Below are 17,284 nucleotides of genomic sequence, written 5' to 3' on the forward strand. Positions count from 1 at the left end.
CCAAGCTCCCGGTCCAGTCCGCAATACCCGGTTCACGGACTGGACCGTCACCGCGCGCCGTCAGGTCTGGAGCACGACCCGCTCCACGGCACTCCAGGCCGCGCTGGTCACCACGTACAGCGCGGCGGCGAGCGGCACCACGGCCACGGTGAAGAGCGTGAAGAAGGACAGGAACGGCAGCACCCTGCCGACGGCGCCGGTCCCGGAGTCGACGGCCGTCCGCCTGGCACGGACGTAGTTGAAGGTGGCGACCGCGGCGACGGCGAGGAACAGCCCGACGTAGACCAGTCCCGCCGGCCCGAACGCCCCGCCGCCGGCCAGCGCGTCGGACCAGTGCCCGTCGAGCGGCGCGGCGAACAGCCGGTGGGAGAGCAGGTCGTCGCCCCCGCCGGAGAACAGCCGGTAGAGGAGGAAGAAGGCCGGGAGTTGCAGCAGGCTCGGCAGGAGACCGGACAGCGGTGACACCTTTTCCTCGGCGTGCAGTTCCAGTACGGCCTTCTGCAGCTTCTCGGGCTGCTTCGCGTACCGCTTCCGCAACTCGGCCACCCGCGGCTGGAGTTGCGCCCGCGCCTGCTGCCCGCGCGCCGCGGCCCGCGACAGGGGATGGACGAGGAGTCGTACGAGAGCGGTGAACAGGACGATCGCGGCGGCGACCGCGGTCGCGCCGAACAACGGGTGGAGCAGGTCGGCGAGTTGGCCGACCAGGGTGGTGAAAAGGGACATGAAGGCAGGCATGGGTGGGCCCTCCGTGGGTCTCGTCGTGCCGGGAGTGGGCATGGCGGCGTGACGAGCCTCCGCGCGGAGGCAACAGAGAGAGATGCCCTACGCGGCGGTCGTCCGGAGGGTGTGTCCGGGGGCTCGGGGGCGGGGGCGGCCCGAGGCGTCGGGGTCGCGCTGGGGCAGGAACGCCGTACGGCGGGCCCGGTCGCGGATGGCCGTACGGACCCGGGTGGGCGGTACGGCGGGTGCGGAGCGCGCGGTGAGGAGGGCGCAGACGGCGAGGGCGGTGCCGGTCGCGGCGAGCGCGACGGTGGCCGGCAGGCCGCCTGCCTCCACCAGCACGAACGGGAGCAGGAACAGGAACAGCAGGGCGGTCACCCGACTGTGGTTCATGGTCCGCCCCCCTCCCTCAACCCGCGTTCTCGTACCGTCTGTTATACCCGATCGGTCTCGATCGGCTGGAGCAGCCGCCTCGGCTTGAGGAGTGCCCGGCTGACCGGATCCGCCGGATCGGGATTGAGCCCGGGGCCCGGCTCCACGAGGACGTCCTCGACGGGGACGACGACCGCGCAGGCGGGGCACTCGCCGTACGGGCCGAGTTCGGTGCCGCAGTCCGCGTGCCGGAAGTAGCGCTGCTGCGTCTCGGCGTACTGCTCGCGCTTCCACAGGCCGAGCGAGCGCAGCACCGGCCACAGGGCGATCCCGCGGTCCGTGATGACGTACTCGTCGCGCGGCGGTGACTCCTGGTACCGGCGCTTTTCGAGGATGCCCTCGGCGGTGAGGGCCTGGAGGCGGGCGGCGAGGACCGCGCGCGGGATGCCGAGGTGGGAGAGGAAGTCGTTGTAGCGCCGTACGCCGTAGAGGGCGTCCCGGACGACGAGCAGCGTCCAGCGCTCCCCGACCACCTCCAGTGCCCGGGCCATCGAGCACTCCTGTCCCGCGTAGTCCTTGCCGAGTGCCATGCCCTCCACCTTAGCCACTTTCCGACATCCAGGTTCAATGAACGAACCTACGGTGCTACGGTACTCCGCATGACAAGGTTCAGTGAACGAACTCTCTCCCCGGCGTCCGCGGCTCCCACAGTCTCCGAGCCGAGCGAGCCGAGCGTGCCTAACTCCCGCGCCACCCTCGCCCTGACCAGCGCGGCCACCGCCGTGGCCCTGATGACGTACACCGCGCCGATGGTCACGCTCCCCGACATCGCCGCCGCTCTGCACACCCCGCTCTCCGCCCAGGCCTGGCTCCTGAACGGCACCCCGCTGGGCCTGGCCGCGCTCCTCCTGGTCGCCGGCAGCCTCGCCGACGACTACGGCCGCCGCCGGATCTTCTTGGCTGGCACCTTCGCCCTCGGCATCACCACGGCACTCTCCGCGCTGACCTCCTCGACCTGGCTGTTCACCCTCACCCGCATCGCACAGGGCGCGTCCAGCGCGGCACTGCTCGCCAGCAGCCTCGGCCTGATCGTGCACGCCTTCCCGACCCCGCACGGCCGACTGCACGCGACCGGTGTGTGGGGCGCGTTCGTCAGCGGCGGCATAGCGATCGGCCCACTGGTGGCCGGTGCGATGCCCGACTGGCGGGTGGCCTACGGCGTGCTCGGCGCCGCCGCGCTCGTCGTGGCCGCCCTCGGCGTCCGTACGCTGTCCGAGTCCCGCGCACCGCGGGGCGGACGCCCCGACCTGGCCGGAGCGGTCACCTTCGGACTGGCCCTGGTCGCCCTCGTGGCCGCCCTCACGCTCGGCCGCGACGGCTGGCTGCGCGCACCGGTGGGCCTGCTGCTGCTCGCGGCCGTGGCGCTGGTGGCCGTCTTCGCGCTGGTGGAGCGCCGGATCGCGACACCGATGATCGACCTGAGCCTGCTGCGCCACCGCCCCTTCCTGGCCTCCTCGGCGGGCGGCCTGTTCACGGGCTTCGCGGTGATCGGCCTGTTCAGCTTCCTGCCCGCGCTGCTGCAGCAGACGCTGCACCTGTCCGCGCTGGACACGGCGTGGCTGTTCCTCCTCTGGTCCGGGCTGTCCTTCACGGTCGCCCTCCAGGCCCGCCGCCTCTCCGGCCGCGTCTCCTCCCGGCACCAACTGGCCCTGGGTTTCCTGCTGCACGCGGCCGGCGTCCTGACCATGCTCGGCGCGCTGGACTCCGGTTCCTGGGTACGGCTGCTGCCGGGACTGGTGATCGCCGGCGTGGGCAGCGGCCTGCTGAACGCCGCGCTGCCCCTGCTCTCGGTGGAGTCGGTACCGGCACAGCGGGCGGCGATGGGGTCGGGGGCGCAGCAGACGTTCCGGTACATCGGTTCCTGCGCGGGCGTCGCGCTGACGATCGCGATAGCCACCTCGGCGGGGAGCGGCCTCGCCCACGGTGCGGACATCGCGATGGTGGTGTCGGCGGCACTCGCGGTGCTCGCGTCGGTGAGCGTGGTGGTGCTGCGGGAGCGGGCGTGAACCGTCCGCCCGCACCCGCCCGGGTCCGCTTGCCTCAGGGACGCGCCCCCGGCTTGTTCACGACGCCCCAGGCGTCGCGGACCGTGATCACCGCGTCGGGGGTCGTACCCGGCGCCGGCGAGGCGTTGGCGTACGGGCCCTCGGCGTCCTTGGCGTCCTTGGAGACTTCGATCGGCGTGGCGTGCAGGGTCTCCCCCAGGTACACGTACGTCTTCGGGTCGAAGAACAGTTCCTGCTTGCCCTGCCAGCCCGAGGCACTGGGCTCGGCGTAGGTCACGGTGACCCCGATGGCCGCCCGCCCGACGGGGTCCTTGATGCCCTTCTCCACCCGGGCACCCGGGATCTTCGCGAGCGCCCGGAACAGGCCCGCCTGCACGTTCGGCGGGATCAGGACGGAACGGTAGAGGACGTCGATCTCCCGCCAGTCGCGCTCTGCCACGGTCTCGCCCTTGATGTCACCGATGGCGTGCTCCTTGCGGATGGCGGCCATCATGCGGTCGGGGTCGCTCGGGAGCGTCTTCAGGAAGCGGTAGAACTGGCGCTGGGACCGGTCGTCGTAGCCCTCCTTCTTCCACTTCTCCTCCTGGTTGGGCCCGTACCAGACCTGGAGTTTGTTCGGGTCGAAGTGCGAGATGTCGCCCGCGCCCGGGATGCCGGGCAGGCGTGCGGAGCCCGTGCCGTCCCAGCGGGTCCACTCCTCCGAGGTCTGGGGCTTGCCCTGGCCGAGCGTCGTGCTCTTCTCGTAGACCCACTGCTTGGGGCCGGGCTCGGTGGTGCCGAGCTTCTCGACGGTGGCGGCGGCCAGTTCGAGGGTGTCGGCGGAGGCCTGCGCGGAGAGCAGGTGACGGCCGGCGGGGGTGGCGCGGACCGTCCCCGGGGTGTCGTCCGTGAGGGAGACCACGACCCCGCCGGTGACGACGAGGCCCGTGGCCGCCACGGCGGTCATCAGGACGAACCTGCGACTGCGGCGGGGCGGCACAACCGGGGCGGGCCGGTGTCCGGCGACCGCCTCCAGCCGGAACTCCTCGGTGAGCAGGGCCCGTTGCGGCGCGAGGCGGTCGCTGTCGGGCAGGGGGACGTCGGCGCGCAGGGCACGTGCATCAGCCGGCTCGTTCATGCGGGGTCACCTTCGGATACGTGCGGTTCGAGCGGTTGGACGGCATCACCGGCGGTGTCGTCGGGCCCGCCGAACGGGCTGTACGGCCCTGCCGTGACGCGCAGTTTCCTGCGGGCCCGGTTGAGCCGGGACCGGACGGTGCCGACCGGGATGTCGAGGGCCTCGGCGATCTCCTGATAGGTGAAGTCGGCCCAGGCGAACAGCAGCAGGGCGTGCCGGTCCCCCTCGGAGAGAGCGGCCAGCGCCTTGGCCAGGGGCCGGGAGGCGGCCTGCGCGGTGACGCGGTCGTCGGCGGAGTCGGTCCACGTCTCCGCCACCGGGTCGCGTCCGGTGCGGGCGAGCAGCTTCAACGCCTTGACCTCCTCGCGGCGGTGCCGGCTGATCAGCTTGGCCGCGATGCCGTGCAGCCAGGGGCGGACACCGGCCCGCCCGCTGTCGTAGCGGGCTCTTATCCGGAAGGCCGTGAGGAAGGTCTCGGCGGTGACGTCGTCGGCCGCGTCACGGCCGAGGCGCCGGGCGACGTACTGGTGGATGGTGGGCGCGTGGCGGTCGAACAGCACGGCGAACCACTCGGGTTCGTCGAGCGAGGCCGCGACCAGCACGGCGTCCGCTCGCGCGGTGTCCGCCTGTGCGGTGCCGCTCCCCTGGGAGGAGCGGCACAGTGAATCGGAATCGGTCATGGACGGTCCGTGTGGTCAGAGGAAAGGGACAGCGTTCACCCAGTACTTGCCGACTGACCGGAATCGGGTTCACGGACCCCCAGTGTCACGTGCGGGGCCGCATGGACGTGAGCGTGCCCCACACCGCCATGCGGTACCTGGACGTGAACTCCGGGGTGCAGGTGGTGAGGGTGATGTAGTAGCCGGGGTCGCTGTAGCCGTAGGCGGGCTTCACGGTCGAGCGCGGGATCGGCCGGATGACGCCGGAGTCGGCGGCGGAGGTCTGCGGCAGGATCTTGTCGACCGTGTACGTGAAGGTGGCCGCGCTCGTCTCGACCCGGACGGTGTCCTTGAGGCGCAGTCGCGGGAGGTACCTGAACGGCTCGCCGTGGGTGTTGCGGTGCCCGGCGAGCGCGAAGTTCCCTGCCTGGCCCGGCTGTTGGGTGCCGGGGTAGTGGCCGACGTACCCCTTGTTGAGCACGTTCTGCTTGCTGACGCCTTCCGCGATCGGGACGCGGAGGTGGAGGCGGGGGATCGTGAGGATGGCGTAGGCCTGGGAGCGGTGGGGGGTGACGGTGTCGGCGGTCGTGCTCCGGCGCGGTGAACTGCGGTCGCTGGTCACCGTGTTGGCCGATGGAGTACCCCCGCTGGTGGCCCCCGGCGTGGGTGTGGATGTGGGGGTCGCCCATTGCCGTTCCAGGGCCTGCACCTGGTGTTCGGCGCCGCGGCGGGCCTCGCGGTTGGTCCACCACAACTGGTGGACGACGAGGAGCAGCAGGACGACCCCGGCGGTGACGAGGAACTCGCCGCCGGTCCACAGGGCGCGTCGGCGCAGCGCACGGCGTCGACGGCTGCGGTGCTGCACGACGGGGACCCGCATGGGCCGCACCATAAAGGGCAGCTCCTCAACTCACCAGACCCGTGACTCCCGTCAGCGGTGAAGGCGCCTGTTCGATCCTTCGTACACGGGTTTTAGAAAGGGGTGTCACAACCCTCGACAACCCCACACGACACACCCGATGCTTCCTGGTGGCACGAGCCGGGGGGATGGCCGACGCCGGTGGGACGACCGGCGGTTGAGCGAATCGGGAGTAGAGATGATCCGACGCAGAACCCTGCTGGCCGCGGCGGGCGGTGGCCTCCTCGGCACCGCCCTGGCGACCGGTACCGCACGCGCCGACGCGACGATCGCGGTCAACCCGGCGACGACCTACGGCACCTGGGAGGGCTGGGGCACCTCCCTCGCCTGGTGGGCGAACGTCTTCGGCGCCCGCGACGACTTCGCCGACATCTTCTTCACCACCAAGTCGACGACGTACAACGACACTTCACTCCCCGGCCTGGGCCTGAACATCGCCCGCTACAACCTGGGCGCGTGCAGTTCGAACACGGTGAGCGGCGAGTCGATGGTCGCCTCCGCCAACATCCCCGCGTTCAAGCAGATCGAGGGCTACTGGCAGGACTGGAACAACGAGGACCCCACGTCCTCGGCGTGGAAGTGGACGGCGGACGCGACCCAGCGGGCGATGCTGGTGAAGGCGACCTCGCGCGGCGCGACGACCGAGCTGTTCGCCAACTCCCCCATGTGGTGGATGTGTTCGAACCACAACCCGTCGGGCGCCTCGGGCGGCGGCAACAACCTCCAGACCTGGAACTACCGCCAACACGCCTCCCACCTGGCGTCCGTTGCCCTGTACGCGAAGAACAACTGGGGAGTGAACTTCGCGACGGTCGAGGCCTTCAACGAGCCCTCGTCGAGCTGGTGGACGGCGACCGGCACCCAGGAGGGCTGCCACATGGACTCGACGGTCCAGGCAGCCGTACTGCCGTACGTCCGCAGCGAGTTGGACAGCCGCGGCCTGACGAGCACGAAGATCTCGGCCTCGGACGAGACGAGCTACGACCTGGCGCGGACGACGTGGAGCGCGTTCTCGTCCACGACGAAGGGGTACGTGAACCGGGTCAACGTCCACGGCTACCAGGGCTCGGGCGGCCGTAGAGACCTGCTCTACACGGACGTGGTCACCACGGCGGGCAAGGCCCTCTGGAACTCGGAGACCGGCGACAGCGACTCCACAGGCCTCACGATGGCGAGCAACCTGCTCTACGACTTCCGCTGGCTGCACCCCACGGCGTGGACGTACTGGCAGGTCATGGACCCGAGTTCGGGCTGGGCGATGATCGCGTACGACCAGAGCACGCTGACGGCCGGCGCGGTGCAGACGAAGTACTACGTGATGGCCCAGTTCAGCCGCCACATCCGCCCCGGCATGACGATCCTGGACACGGGCGTGAGCTACGCGGCGGCGGGCTACGACGCGTCGGCGAAGCGGTTGGTGATCGTCGCCGCCAACACGGGCTCGTCGTCAACGAAGTTGACCTTCGACCTCTCCAAGTTCACGACGGTGGCGGGCGGTTCGAGCGGCCTGGTCCCGCGCTGGAACACGGTGACGGGTGGTGGAGGCGACTTGTACGCCTCCCACTCGGACACGTATGTGAGCGGGAAGACGGTGAGCGCGACGTTCGCGGCGGGCGCGGTGCAGACGTTGCAGATCGACGGGGTGGTGATCTGACTGGGCGGGGTTCTGGAGGGAGTTGAGCCCCGCAGCACGAAGCCCGATGGCCGACACAGGCCCGGGCTCGGGCTGCTGGCACTGGCGCTCGGCGGTTTCGGAATCGGTCTGACCGAGTTCGTGATCGCCGGGCTGCTGCCGCAGGTGAGCAGAAGCCTGCACGTGTCCACGGCCGCCGCGGGCTGGCTGATCTCCGGCTACGCGCTGACGGTCGCGGTAGGCGCGATAGCGGTGACGGCGGCAACGGCGAGGTTGCCCCAAAAGCCGGTCCTGGTAGGCCTGGTGGCCCTGTTCGTCGTAGGAAACCTGCTGTCGGCACTGGCCCCGAACTACGGGGTGATGCTGCTGGGCAGAGTCGTAGCGGCTCTGTGTCACGGCACGTTCTTCGGCATTGGCTCACTCGTCGCCCGCCGCCTGGTCCCCCCGGAACGGGCCTCGCGCGCGGTCGCGACGATGTTCGCCGGCCTGACGGTGGCGAACGTGCTGGGCGTACCGTTCGGCGCGCTCGTCGGCGAACGGTGGGGCTGGCGGGCGACGTTCTGGGCGATCACGGCGATCGGGGCGGTGGCGCTGGCCGCCATCGCCGTACTGGTCCCGGCGTGGGCGGGAGGGGAGAGAGGGAAGGGAGGAAGGCCCGACCTCCGATCGCAACTGCACGCCTTCCGCTCCACCCAGGTCTGGCTGACGCTGACGGCCACGGCCCTCGGCTACGGCGGCATGTTCGGCGCGTTCAGCTACATCGCGTACACCTTCACCGAGGTAACGGGCTTCTCCACGACCGACGTGGCCTGGCTGTTGGTCGTCTACGGCACGGGCCTGGTCGTAGGCAACATCGCGGGCGGCCGGGGCGCGGACCACAACCGGGACGCGACGCTGCTCGTGTCCCTGGCCGGATTGGCGATCACGCTGGTCACCTTCGGACTGCTGGCGAGCAGCCGACCGGCGTCGGTGATCCTGGTCTTCCTGCTGGGCGTGTTCGGCTTCGCGACGGTCCCCGGGATGATCACGCGCGTGACGGACGCGGCGGGGGGTGTGCCGCTGGCTGCGAGTGCGAACGTCTCCGCGTCGAATGTCGGGAACGCGGTGGGGGCGTGGTTGGGGGGCTTGGTGATCAGTGCGGGGTTCGGGTATGCGGCTCCGTTGTATGTGGGGGCGGGGATTGTGGGGGTGGGAGTGGGAGTGATGGGGGTCGCGGCGCGGGGGGAGCCGCGGGGGGAGGGGTCGTAGGCGTCGTAGGCGTAGAGGTACGGCGGTGGGGCGGGTGCGTATAGGTGGCGGAAACCGGAAAGCCACACGGTGTTCCCCGAGGGACGGCCTCCCGCAGCGCCCCCAACGCCTCCCCCACCGCTCTCTCACCGGCCGACCTGCGCTTATCTCTCCCCTTGCCTCCATCTGCGTCGGCATCGGCAGTACCGTGTCGTTCATGCGCCCCGACACGCCCGCCGAGAACGTCGACCACCCCGCCGAAGCGGCCCGCCTGGAGCGGACCGCCGCCCGCTACCCCGAGGACGCCGAAGCCCTGCTCCTCCAGGCCGCGGCCCACCTGGAACTGGCCGGCGACCGCCCCGCCGCCACCGCGCTCTACGACCGCCTGCTGTCGTCGCCGGACACCCTGGAAACCCCGCACCTGGTACGGGCCCTCAAGGCCTCGAACCTCTGGGAGTACGACCACGAGGCCGAGGCCAGGGCCATCATCGACGGCATCCGCGCGGAGTCCCCGAGGGACCCGGCCCCCTGGGTGATCGTCGCGGAGTCCCTGGAGTCCCACGACGAGTTGGAGGCGGCGCAGGAGACGTTCACGGAGGGCGTGACGCTGCTACTGACCGATGTCCCCGAACCTCCTTACTCCACTCACCCGTTGCTGTACGGCCGACACCGGGTGCGGCGCATGCTGGGCGTGTCCCACGACGAGTGGGACACGCTGGCGGACACGCTGCACTCGTCGTCGGTGTCCTTGGACGAGCTGCACGACCCGAAGAGGGTGTGGTCCCTGGGATCGGACAACCCCGCGGAGCTTGAGGCCGAGATCTCGCGGCTGCGGGCGGAGTTGGGGGCGTACCGGGAGGCGTTGTCCCGCCCGTTCCCGGTGGCTGTGCTGCACTGGCCGGAGGGGGAGTTGGCCGAGCTGGTGGGGGCGTATGCCTCGCTGGCTGTGGAGTACCCGTCACATGAGGAGCACCTCGCGACGATAGAGGGGTCGCTGCGGGAGCTGGCGGCCAGCGGTACGCCGAACCTGGGGATCGTGACCGGGACTGTGCCTTCTTATGAGGCGTTCGCTGCGTCTGAGGGGGCTTCGCCGGGGGACGTTGATTTGTTGCCGCAGTATGCGACGACGCTTGCGGCTCGGGGGCGGGCTGTGGTTTGGCCGCCTCAGCGGGGGGCCAGTTGTTGGTGCGGGTCGGGGGCAAGCTACGCGGGCTGTCACGGGGCGCAGGGCGCCTGACGTCGACGGGACCGGCCCGTCCGCGGAACCCCTCGCGGCGTTCCCACGCGGCCGTCGAGCAGTACATCCGTCCCCGTCGGGGTGCGCTGGTGCTCTATCCCGTGGTGGAGTCCGAGCCCCGGAACCTGTCCGACGGATCGGTCGACCCGCGTGACCTCGTGATGGCGTTCACCTTCGTCGCCCCCAAGTCCTCGGTGGGGCCAGAGCGTCCGCCGGTTCGGTTCCGCGCGACCGACTCCAGCCGGCAGGATGCGGTGGTCATCGACTGCGCCGACCCACGTTCCTGAGGCAAGACGACATTGGACGACGTGAGACCTTCCTCGCCGGGCGTCTCCGCACGCATGTCCCGACAGCCCAGCAAGGACACGGGGGCCGAACTGGCCGTGCGTCGCCTGCTGCACGCCGCGGGGCTGCGCTACCGGGTGGAATACCCGGTGCCCGGCATGGCGCGGCGCCGCATCGACGTGGCCTTCACCCGGGCCAAAGTGGCGATCCTGATCGATGGATGCTTCTGGCACGGGTGCCCTGAGCACGCGACTCGGCCGAAGGCCAACGCGGAGTGGTGGCGCAAGAAGCTGGACCGGAACATGGCCCGCGACCGGGAGACGACCGAGCACCTGATCGCGCAGGGGTGGACAGTGCTGCGTTTCTGGGAGCACGAGACCCCCGACACAGTGGCCGCACGGGTGGTGGCCACTGTAGAACAACGGCTTATGGAGCAGACGAGGGGGAGCAAGGAATGAGTGGTCCGACGTTGGTGGATGTGTGTTCCGGGGCAGGCGGGCTCGCTCTCGGACTGGAGCAGGCGGGATTCGAGCCGCGCCTGCTCCTCGACGACGACGAAGCGGCCGTCGCCACTCTGCGGGCCAACCGGCCGCAGTGGAACGTGCTCCACACGGGCCTTCTGGACTTCGATCCGGCCGAGCACCCCGTGAGCCACGACGTGGACCTCCTGTCGGCGGGCCTGCCGCGAGTGAAGTCGAGCGCGACCGTCGGTCGAGCGGATTCCGAGGCGGAGGAGCGCCTGTTGAGGGCCGCGGTCTACCTCGTCCACGCGATCAGACCTCGGGCAGTGCTCATCGAGAACGTTCCCGGTCTCGCCGAATCGGACGAGTACCAGCCGTTCCGTGATTTCGCCCGTGCCGAACTGGCCCATCTGGGATACGAGTTCAGCTGGTTCGTCCTGAACGCCGTCGACTTCGGGGTGCCGCAGAGCCGCCGGGAGGGCGTGCTGGTGGCCGTGGAACGACAGCGGGCCCAGGCGTTCCGACCGCCGGCGCCCACCGTCCACGAACCCATGACGGCCGGCGCGGCGTTGGAAGCCTCCATGGCCTCCAACGGCTGGAAAGACGCGGCCCGTTGGTCCGCCCAGGCGGACCGTCCCGCCCCGACCCTCGTCGGCGGCTCACGGAACCGGGGAGGCGCCGACCTCGGCCCGTCCGGAGCCAAGAACATCTGGGCGACGATGGGCGTGAACGCCCACACCGTCGGCGACGCGCTGCCCGACTCCGATTTCGACTGGAACCCGGAACTCGGCCGGGACGGCATGGTGAAGCTCACAGTGGAGCAGACGGCACTGCTGCAGAGTTTCCCCGAGACCTGGGAGATCGCCGGGCTCAAGACCGCCAGATACCGCCAGGTCGGCCAGGCCACACCGCCTCCCGTGGGGCGAGCTCTGGGGCTTTCCGTGCTGGCAGCCCTCTACGGGAAAGATGATCTTCGCCGCCGGCTAGACTCCGCCTCATGAGCACCACGGCGTCCCAGCGGTCCATCCTGGGCAATCCATACATCTTGGACCTTTTCGCCGGCCCGGGGGGCCTGGACGTCGCCGGACATGCTCTGGACATCCGGAGTCTCGGCATCGAGTGGGACCGGAGCGCATGTCTCACGCGGTACGCCGCCGGGCTGGAGACCTTGCACGCCGATGTGAGCGCGGTGCGCCGGGACGCCTTCGAGTCCCTGCCGCCGGAGATCAACATGCTCGCCGGTGGCCCACCGTGCCAGACGTACTCGGTGGCCGGGAAGGGCGCCGGGCGGCAGGCCCTGGAGGAGGTCAAGGAATACATCGAGCGGCTGACGGAGGGTGACTCCGACGAGGCCATCGACAAGGACCTCAGCACCCTGACCGACCCGCGGACCGCGATGGTGCTGGAACCTCTCCGGTACGCGATCCAGGCGACCCGGAGCCCGAACCGTGGCCACAGACCCTACGACGTCATCGTCCTGGAGCAGGTCCCGGCGGTCATCGCGCTCTGGGAGCACTACGCCACGGTGCTGAAGGAGACGGGCCTGCCCGACGGCACCAAGTACGACGTGACCGTCGGAGTCCTCTCCACCGAGACCTACGGGGTGCCGCAGACGCGGACCCGCGCGGTACTGGTCGCCCGACGTGAGGGGCTCGGTGTCTCCCACCTCCCGCGAGCCACCCACCGGGCCTACGACGCGAAGGCGTGGAACCGGCAGAACGGGCAACAGGCGGACCAGGTCCGACAGCCGACGCTCGACGAGAACCCCAGTCCTTCTGTTTACTCGGACCTGCTGCCCTGGCGGTCGATGGGCGACGTCCTCGCGGACCCCGTGGGCGAGCACCCGGGACGCGCTGTTCCCTTCCTGGTCCGCTCCAACTACGGCAGTTCGGGGATTCCCGGCCGGCGTGGGGTGCGGACCGACCGGCAGCCCGCCACCACCGTCACCGGGCGCATCTCCCGTTTCGTGGTCTTCGAGCACCTCGACGAGAACATCGTCCGCGAGGGCGATCGGTTCCACATGAACGAGGCGGGGATGCTGCAGAGCTTCCCGCCGGACTATCCGTGGTCCGGCACAGCGCAGGCCCAGCAGGTGGGCAACGCGGTGCCGCCCCTGTTCGGCGCGCACCTGTTGAGTGCCGCGCTCGGCCTGCCCGCACCGGACGCCGACATACTGCGCAAGCCCTGGCAGCGAGCCACCGAGAGCCAGCGGGCCAAGCTGCGCAGAGACGGCTGCGGCGCCTCCGACTCCTGCACCGGGAAGTGCCCGAGTCCCGCGACCCAGCCCCCGCCCCGTTCCGTCCCTCCGACGACGAGTCCGGCCGTCGTCGGAGGTTCACCGCGTCCGGCCGCACTCGTCAGTCGGCGCTCGTCCTCCCTCTGACCGGGGCGGTCGCGAACAGGTCCTCGAAGCAGGTGGTGAGCGCGGCGACGGATTCCTCCGGCGCTGGATCCTCGTCAGGCCCCTGGGGAAGGCTGTGCCTTCCCACCGGCGGCGCCGACTGGGCCTCCAGAACCCAGTCCCGCACCCGGGCGGGGTCCTTGGTGATGTCCGGCCCGATGACGTCGTAGGTCAGCGTCGCTCCGGCCGCGTTGATCGCCGTACAGAGACCAGTGAACTCGCGTCCGGTGGTGACCCTTCCGGTCCTCAGCAGTCGAACGATGGCCTGGGCCGAGGGGCGGTGGTCGAGCAGGTCCTGCCGGAGCACGGTGTGGATGAGGTCCTGGTTTCCGCACGCGGCCACGACCGGCTCGTAGTCCGGGCCGTTCCGGAAGAGTTCGGCCGCCCACCAGAGGCGGGAGAAGCACTGCCGGTCCGCGGGACCCCGGAACCGTTCGGTGGCGATGCGCCGCTCCGGCCTGTTCGCCGTCCCGGCCGAGATGTGCCGCCAGGCGACATAGTCGGGGGCCACAGCGAGGGTGAGGTGGTTCCAGAGGCGTCGGTCCGCGGCTTCCCGCCGTGTCAGACGTAGTGAGGCGTGGAGCCGCGGGGCCAGCCACGCGTCGGCCCGCGTGCGGTCCTCCCGGAACTCGAACATGGCGTCCTCGACCAGGCTGCGGAGCGGCTCGACGGCCCATCTGGCGTCGTCCTCGGACAGCGGCTCGACGACCTTCGCCAGGTCGATGCCTCCGTGCACCTGTTCGCCCGAGAGCAACTGCTCGTTGAGGAACGGCTCCATGGCCGAGGCTGCGAGCAGTCCGAGCCGCTCCGGTACGTGGTTGGGTCGAGTGATCATGCCTCACCTGCTCGGTTCGCCTGCTCCAGACCCCGGATGACGAATCCGAGGGCCTTTCGGGCTTCGGCACGGCGGATCGCCGCGTAGTGGATGCGGGTCTGGAGTTCCGGCCAGCCGGACTCCCCGGTGCGCCGTCGGTGGACCTGGCGCAGGGCTTCCTCTACGTGCGCCCCTGGAATCACGTCCGGGAGCATCTCCCTCAGCACCTCGCCCTGCCAGTCGGTCGGGAAGACGGGACCGCCTCCGGGCTCCACCTCCAGGTCCCCGATGGCGGCGTGGAACACCGCGGTCCAAACGTCGGTGGCCATCTGGGCGACCAGCAGGTCGCGCACCTTGCTCTCCACTCCCGAACCGACGCTGTCCAACAGGTCCATGACGCCTTCGAGTTCGATATTGACCCACACGGTGGGGACGCGGGCCGCGGGGTCCACGATCCAGGGAACGTCGGCGTAGGCGCGAAGCCATTCGCGGGCGCTCTTCGGGAACGAGGCCTTCTGGACGTTCAGTTGAAGCCCGCGGACGAGTTCGTCGGAGACCGTGTCGATGATCCAGTTCCGGTCGGTCTCTGCGATCACCCGTCCGCGTACGTCGTCCACCGTGCCCACGGCGAGCACGGCCAGGGAGGCCCGCCCCAGGTGGTCGTCACGGACGACCTCCAGCGAACCGGACCAGTCCCGGCCGTCCTCCGTGTCCCGGTCGAGTCTCACGGAGGTACGGACGTTGGTCTCGCCGTCGGTCAGCACGGCGAGGACCTCCAGGTCGGACCATGCGGCGTCCGGCGCGTTCGCCCCTGGGGGCAAAGTCGCCGAGAGGCCGATCGTGGCGCTCACCCAGTCGTCGCGACCGGCCACACCGAGTGCGACGGTCTGCTGCTGGGTGGAGTACGCGGTGGTCTCCAACTGGTCGCGGGTCCCGTCGGAGAGCCTGATCGACACCGAGGTCACCCTGACCGAGACGGGCCGGTTGAGTCGCTTGTAGGGGTAGATCTTCACGGTGTCATTCCCCCTTGCCGGTCCGGAGTTCGACGACGAGGCGGGTGAACGCGGTTCTGACCGGATGGCTGGTGACGTCCGTGGCCCCTCGGAACTTCGCACGACGTGTCCCGGGCGGGAAGTACAGGACACCGTCCTGCACCTCACAACCCTCGATCGCGGCGAGTTCCGCCCAGTCCAGTCTCGGAAGCCCCCCGGAGCGCACGTCCAGTTGAGCGACCGGCACCATCGGGGTAATCTCGTCGCCTCTGGGGATGCTGATCTCGCCGACGATCTGCCACTCCCCGGCCTCACCGACCGTCGCCTCCAGCCCGTCCAGCACCGGAATCACGGGCCCGGTGGGCACCTTGACCTGAGGTGTGGCGCGCACTGTCAACGCCTTGCGCAGGGCCTCCCCTCCCTCGGCCCTGGTACGCCGGGGGCGGGCCACGATCTCCTTGACCGCGTTGTTGACCTCGGTGGTCAGTTGGTTGATGCGACGGTAGGCGGAGGGCGACCAGCGGAGGGTCAGTTCCTCGGTCTGTCCCCACCTGTCGTGCTCGGGTGGCTCGGAGGCACGCAAGAACTCTTCGGCCTCCTTCGCGAACGGAACCGATTCCCCGGCGGCTTCTCCCACCAGGAGAACAGCCTGGAACGGGTTGGTCCCGACCGACAGCCTCGGTACACCGGCCGTTTTGACGGTCATCCGGTTCCCGCGCAGCGAATGCACCTGATTCTTGTCCCCGTCCCTGTCCTGCGCGTCCTCGGTGACCAGCAGAATCGCCTGATGCGTGCCCAGGGTGCCGGTGGCGCCCCCGGAGCGCGGCAGCTTCAGGGGCACACTGCGCGCCGCGACCTGTCCGGCTTCGGTGAGCCGGTCGACGGTGGCACCTTCGTAGTGCGCCCTCAAGGCACGGGTCCGGGAGGGCTGTTCACGAGTGGGATCCACCTGCTCGTCGGGAATGACGACTTCGCCGTTGCGCAGGGAGCGGACGGACACCTCCAACAGAGGGAGCCTGTTGCCGCCGCCGGTCATCGCCGCCCAGAAGTCCCGCCCCAACGCGGTGACCAGGCGTCGGTGCATCTTCCCGAGATCCCGGGTGTCGCCGTGGGCGTCCTGGTCCAGGTCGCCTGATTCCGCGTCGAGTTCGATGTCGGACACCTTCTCGTCGAGGCTGGCGACATCGTGCGCTCCCACGACGAGGAAGGAGGTGCCGGGCTCGTCGTTCTCTCGCGTGAGGTGCAGGCGTTCCACGGTCTCCTCGTCCGCCCACCACGAGCGGACGATTTCGGCTCCCTCCGACTCGGGATCCGGGCGACCGAACCAGGCGGGGCCCGCGAACTGGCGGCCCTCGACCTGGCGCCAGGGCAGTTCGAGCCGTCCGACGACCCGCCGTTCGGTCCGCCCCTCGTGCGGAACCGACAGCGTGGAGTTGATGAGTACGAGCCCCAGGGCACTCGTGGCCCAGAGCGTCGCCTTGCCCAGTCCATATGAACCGCCCGCGCCGTGGCCCGACTTGAGGCTCTCCAGCTGGCGTCGGACCACTGCGGCGAACTTGCCGTCCTCGTAGTCGTCGCCGATGAGTCCGGAGGCGTTGTAGTCGTCGATCCGCAACAGGAGCAGACGCCCCTTCTCGTACATGTCTCGTACACCGGCGTCCACGACCCGGCCGACCTTCTGGCTGCCGGCACTCTCCGAGACGGCGGAGTAGTGGGGGAACAGCTCGTTCCAGAGGATCGCCTCGCGGAAGGCGTCGAGCGCCTCACCGGTCAACTCGTGCAGTGTGTAACGGACTCTGACGGGCCGTCCGTTCTCGGTGAGGCGTTCGTCGAGGCTGTTCTGGCAGGTCTCCCGGGCGAGCACCTGTACGTCGGCGTCGAAGGCGAACGCGGCGGCATTGCCCAGGTCACGCCCACCGTCGGGATAGCCGTGACGGTGGTACCAGGTGATCGGCAGGCCGATCTGAGTGTCGGTGGTACGGGTGTGCACCGTGCCGAGGTCGGTACCGAGCGCCTTGGCGATGTCGGCCATGACCGTGGGGCGTGGGGTCGACCTGCCGGTGATCCACGCGGAGACGGCGGCCCGTGTCAGTTGTAGTTCCTCGGCCAGTTCGGCCTGCGACTTGCCTGCGAGTTTGAGCTGCCGGGCCAGCCAGGGCCCGAACTCCTCACCTGTCTCCACGCGCCACCTGCTCATAGCTGGGAGCCACAGACGGCTCGCCTGCGGCGAACAGGAGGCTAATTTGACGCGAGGAAGACTGTCAACTGACAGTTGATCGCTCCGCAGCCACCCTTACAGGTCACTCAGGTCATCCAAATGCCTACAATTGCCCTACTTTACTCCCGTTCGCATTCATTCCAGAGGGAGCCGTCCGGGCTAG

17 protein-coding genes are annotated in these 17,284 nt (G+C 69.9%); 8 read left to right on the forward strand and 9 right to left on the reverse strand.

Annotated elements, in window-relative coordinates:
* Positions 1–60 precede the first annotated feature (60 nt).
* From yidC to AB0I69_RS29995, 3 genes are all read right to left on the reverse strand, one after another.
* The gene (gene yidC / locus AB0I69_RS29985) at positions 61–723 is read right to left on the reverse strand and encodes a membrane protein insertase YidC (RefSeq protein ID WP_363098929.1); all 663 of its coding nucleotides are present in this window, start codon (positions 721–723) and stop codon (positions 61–63) included.
* A 99-nt stretch (positions 724–822) separates the two neighbouring features.
* Positions 823–1,113, reverse strand: coding sequence for a DUF6412 domain-containing protein (locus AB0I69_RS29990; protein WP_363098835.1), 291 nt, complete (start codon positions 1,111–1,113; stop codon positions 823–825).
* A 41-nt stretch (positions 1,114–1,154) separates the two neighbouring features.
* Positions 1,155–1,682 carry a helix-turn-helix domain-containing protein gene (locus AB0I69_RS29995; RefSeq protein WP_363098836.1) on the reverse strand — a complete coding sequence of 176 codons (528 nt, stop codon included), beginning with the start codon at positions 1,680–1,682 and terminating at the stop codon, positions 1,155–1,157.
* A 69-nt stretch (positions 1,683–1,751) separates the two neighbouring features.
* Between AB0I69_RS29995 and AB0I69_RS30000 the strand changes: the two genes are divergently transcribed.
* Entirely contained in the window at positions 1,752–3,158 is a 1,407-nt protein-coding gene (locus AB0I69_RS30000) for an MFS transporter (RefSeq protein ID WP_363098837.1), read from the forward strand.
* Positions 3,159–3,192: 34 nt separating this feature from the next.
* Here the strand turns inward: AB0I69_RS30000 and AB0I69_RS30005 are convergent, their stop codons facing one another.
* From AB0I69_RS30005 to AB0I69_RS30015, 3 genes are all read right to left on the reverse strand, one after another.
* Entirely contained in the window at positions 3,193–4,275 is a 1,083-nt protein-coding gene (locus AB0I69_RS30005; RefSeq protein ID WP_363098838.1) for a CU044_5270 family protein, read from the reverse strand.
* Positions 4,272–4,955: a sigma-70 family RNA polymerase sigma factor gene (locus tag AB0I69_RS30010; protein WP_363098839.1), complete on the reverse strand. Its 684-nt coding sequence runs from the start codon at positions 4,953–4,955 to the stop codon at positions 4,272–4,274. The genes AB0I69_RS30005 and AB0I69_RS30010 overlap by 4 nt, the downstream gene beginning before the upstream one ends.
* Before the next feature lie 85 nt (positions 4,956–5,040).
* Complete coding sequence (locus AB0I69_RS30015; protein WP_363098840.1) at positions 5,041–5,814, reverse strand: class E sortase; 774 nt, start codon at positions 5,812–5,814, stop codon at positions 5,041–5,043.
* A 217-nt stretch (positions 5,815–6,031) separates the two neighbouring features.
* Between AB0I69_RS30015 and AB0I69_RS30020 the strand changes: the two genes are divergently transcribed.
* From AB0I69_RS30020 to AB0I69_RS30050, 7 genes are all read left to right on the forward strand, one after another.
* Positions 6,032–7,507 carry a beta-1,6-galactanase gene (locus AB0I69_RS30020; protein WP_363098841.1) on the forward strand — a complete coding sequence of 492 codons (1,476 nt, stop codon included), beginning with the start codon at positions 6,032–6,034 and terminating at the stop codon, positions 7,505–7,507.
* A gap of 72 nt (positions 7,508–7,579) precedes the next feature.
* Positions 7,580–8,734: an MFS transporter gene (locus tag AB0I69_RS30025; RefSeq protein ID WP_363098930.1), complete on the forward strand. Its 1,155-nt coding sequence runs from the start codon at positions 7,580–7,582 to the stop codon at positions 8,732–8,734.
* A gap of 196 nt (positions 8,735–8,930) precedes the next feature.
* Positions 8,931–9,950: an SEC-C domain-containing protein gene (locus AB0I69_RS30030; protein WP_363098842.1), complete on the forward strand. Its 1,020-nt coding sequence runs from the start codon at positions 8,931–8,933 to the stop codon at positions 9,948–9,950.
* 89 nt (positions 9,951–10,039) lie between these two features.
* The gene (locus AB0I69_RS30035; protein ID WP_363098843.1) at positions 10,040–10,237 is read left to right on the forward strand and encodes a hypothetical protein; all 198 of its coding nucleotides are present in this window, start codon (positions 10,040–10,042) and stop codon (positions 10,235–10,237) included.
* Positions 10,238–10,291: 54 nt separating this feature from the next.
* Positions 10,292–10,693 carry a very short patch repair endonuclease gene (locus AB0I69_RS30040; protein WP_363098931.1) on the forward strand — a complete coding sequence of 134 codons (402 nt, stop codon included), beginning with the start codon at positions 10,292–10,294 and terminating at the stop codon, positions 10,691–10,693.
* A complete protein-coding gene (locus AB0I69_RS30045; protein ID WP_363098844.1) occupies positions 10,690–11,697 on the forward strand; it encodes a DNA cytosine methyltransferase in 1,008 nt (335 codons plus the stop codon). The genes AB0I69_RS30040 and AB0I69_RS30045 overlap by 4 nt, the downstream gene beginning before the upstream one ends.
* Complete coding sequence (locus AB0I69_RS30050) at positions 11,694–13,079, forward strand: DNA cytosine methyltransferase (protein ID WP_363098845.1); 1,386 nt, start codon at positions 11,694–11,696, stop codon at positions 13,077–13,079. Before AB0I69_RS30045 ends, AB0I69_RS30050 begins: the two co-directional genes overlap by 4 nt.
* On the opposite strand, the gene AB0I69_RS30055 is transcribed toward AB0I69_RS30050, so the two are convergent.
* The 3 genes from AB0I69_RS30055 to AB0I69_RS30065 are packed head-to-tail and all read right to left on the reverse strand — an operon-like array spanning position 13,054 to position 17,085.
* Positions 13,054–13,932: a DUF6339 family protein gene (locus tag AB0I69_RS30055; protein WP_363098846.1), complete on the reverse strand. Its 879-nt coding sequence runs from the start codon at positions 13,930–13,932 to the stop codon at positions 13,054–13,056. The genes AB0I69_RS30050 and AB0I69_RS30055 overlap by 26 nt on opposite strands.
* Positions 13,929–14,924 carry a hypothetical protein gene (locus AB0I69_RS30060; RefSeq protein ID WP_363098847.1) on the reverse strand — a complete coding sequence of 332 codons (996 nt, stop codon included), beginning with the start codon at positions 14,922–14,924 and terminating at the stop codon, positions 13,929–13,931. The genes AB0I69_RS30055 and AB0I69_RS30060 overlap by 4 nt, the downstream gene beginning before the upstream one ends.
* Before the next feature lie 4 nt (positions 14,925–14,928).
* The gene (locus AB0I69_RS30065; protein WP_363098848.1) at positions 14,929–17,085 is read right to left on the reverse strand and encodes a helix-turn-helix transcriptional regulator; all 2,157 of its coding nucleotides are present in this window, start codon (positions 17,083–17,085) and stop codon (positions 14,929–14,931) included.
* Between the last annotated feature and the right edge of the window lie 199 nt (positions 17,086–17,284).

This window comes from Streptomyces sp. NPDC050508 (assembly GCF_040655155.1).
GTDB lineage: Bacteria > Actinomycetota > Actinomycetes > Streptomycetales > Streptomycetaceae > Streptomyces.

What these genes read in the sequence shown, in the direction of transcription:
- AB0I69_RS30000 (WP_363098837.1), top strand. Translation starts at nt 1,752, where the DNA reads ATGACAAGGTTCAGTGAACGAACTCTCTCCCCGGCGTCCGCGGCTCCC.
- AB0I69_RS30005 (WP_363098838.1), bottom strand. Translation starts at nt 4,275, where the DNA reads ATGAACGAGCCGGCTGATGCACGTGCCCTGCGCGCCGACGTCCCCCTG.
- AB0I69_RS29990 (WP_363098835.1), bottom strand. Translation starts at nt 1,113, where the DNA reads ATGAACCACAGTCGGGTGACCGCCCTGCTGTTCCTGTTCCTGCTCCCG.
- AB0I69_RS30030 (WP_363098842.1), top strand. Translation starts at nt 8,931, where the DNA reads ATGCGCCCCGACACGCCCGCCGAGAACGTCGACCACCCCGCCGAAGCG.
- AB0I69_RS30040 (WP_363098931.1), top strand. Translation starts at nt 10,292, where the DNA reads ATGTCCCGACAGCCCAGCAAGGACACGGGGGCCGAACTGGCCGTGCGT.
- AB0I69_RS30015 (WP_363098840.1), bottom strand. Translation starts at nt 5,814, where the DNA reads ATGCGGGTCCCCGTCGTGCAGCACCGCAGCCGTCGACGCCGTGCGCTG.
- AB0I69_RS30045 (WP_363098844.1), top strand. Translation starts at nt 10,690, where the DNA reads ATGAGTGGTCCGACGTTGGTGGATGTGTGTTCCGGGGCAGGCGGGCTC.
- AB0I69_RS30055 (WP_363098846.1), bottom strand. Translation starts at nt 13,932, where the DNA reads ATGATCACTCGACCCAACCACGTACCGGAGCGGCTCGGACTGCTCGCA.
- AB0I69_RS30050 (WP_363098845.1), top strand. Translation starts at nt 11,694, where the DNA reads ATGAGCACCACGGCGTCCCAGCGGTCCATCCTGGGCAATCCATACATC.
- AB0I69_RS30010 (WP_363098839.1), bottom strand. Translation starts at nt 4,955, where the DNA reads ATGACCGATTCCGATTCACTGTGCCGCTCCTCCCAGGGGAGCGGCACC.
- AB0I69_RS30020 (WP_363098841.1), top strand. Translation starts at nt 6,032, where the DNA reads ATGATCCGACGCAGAACCCTGCTGGCCGCGGCGGGCGGTGGCCTCCTC.
- AB0I69_RS29995 (WP_363098836.1), bottom strand. Translation starts at nt 1,682, where the DNA reads ATGGCACTCGGCAAGGACTACGCGGGACAGGAGTGCTCGATGGCCCGG.
- yidC (WP_363098929.1), bottom strand. Translation starts at nt 723, where the DNA reads ATGTCCCTTTTCACCACCCTGGTCGGCCAACTCGCCGACCTGCTCCAC.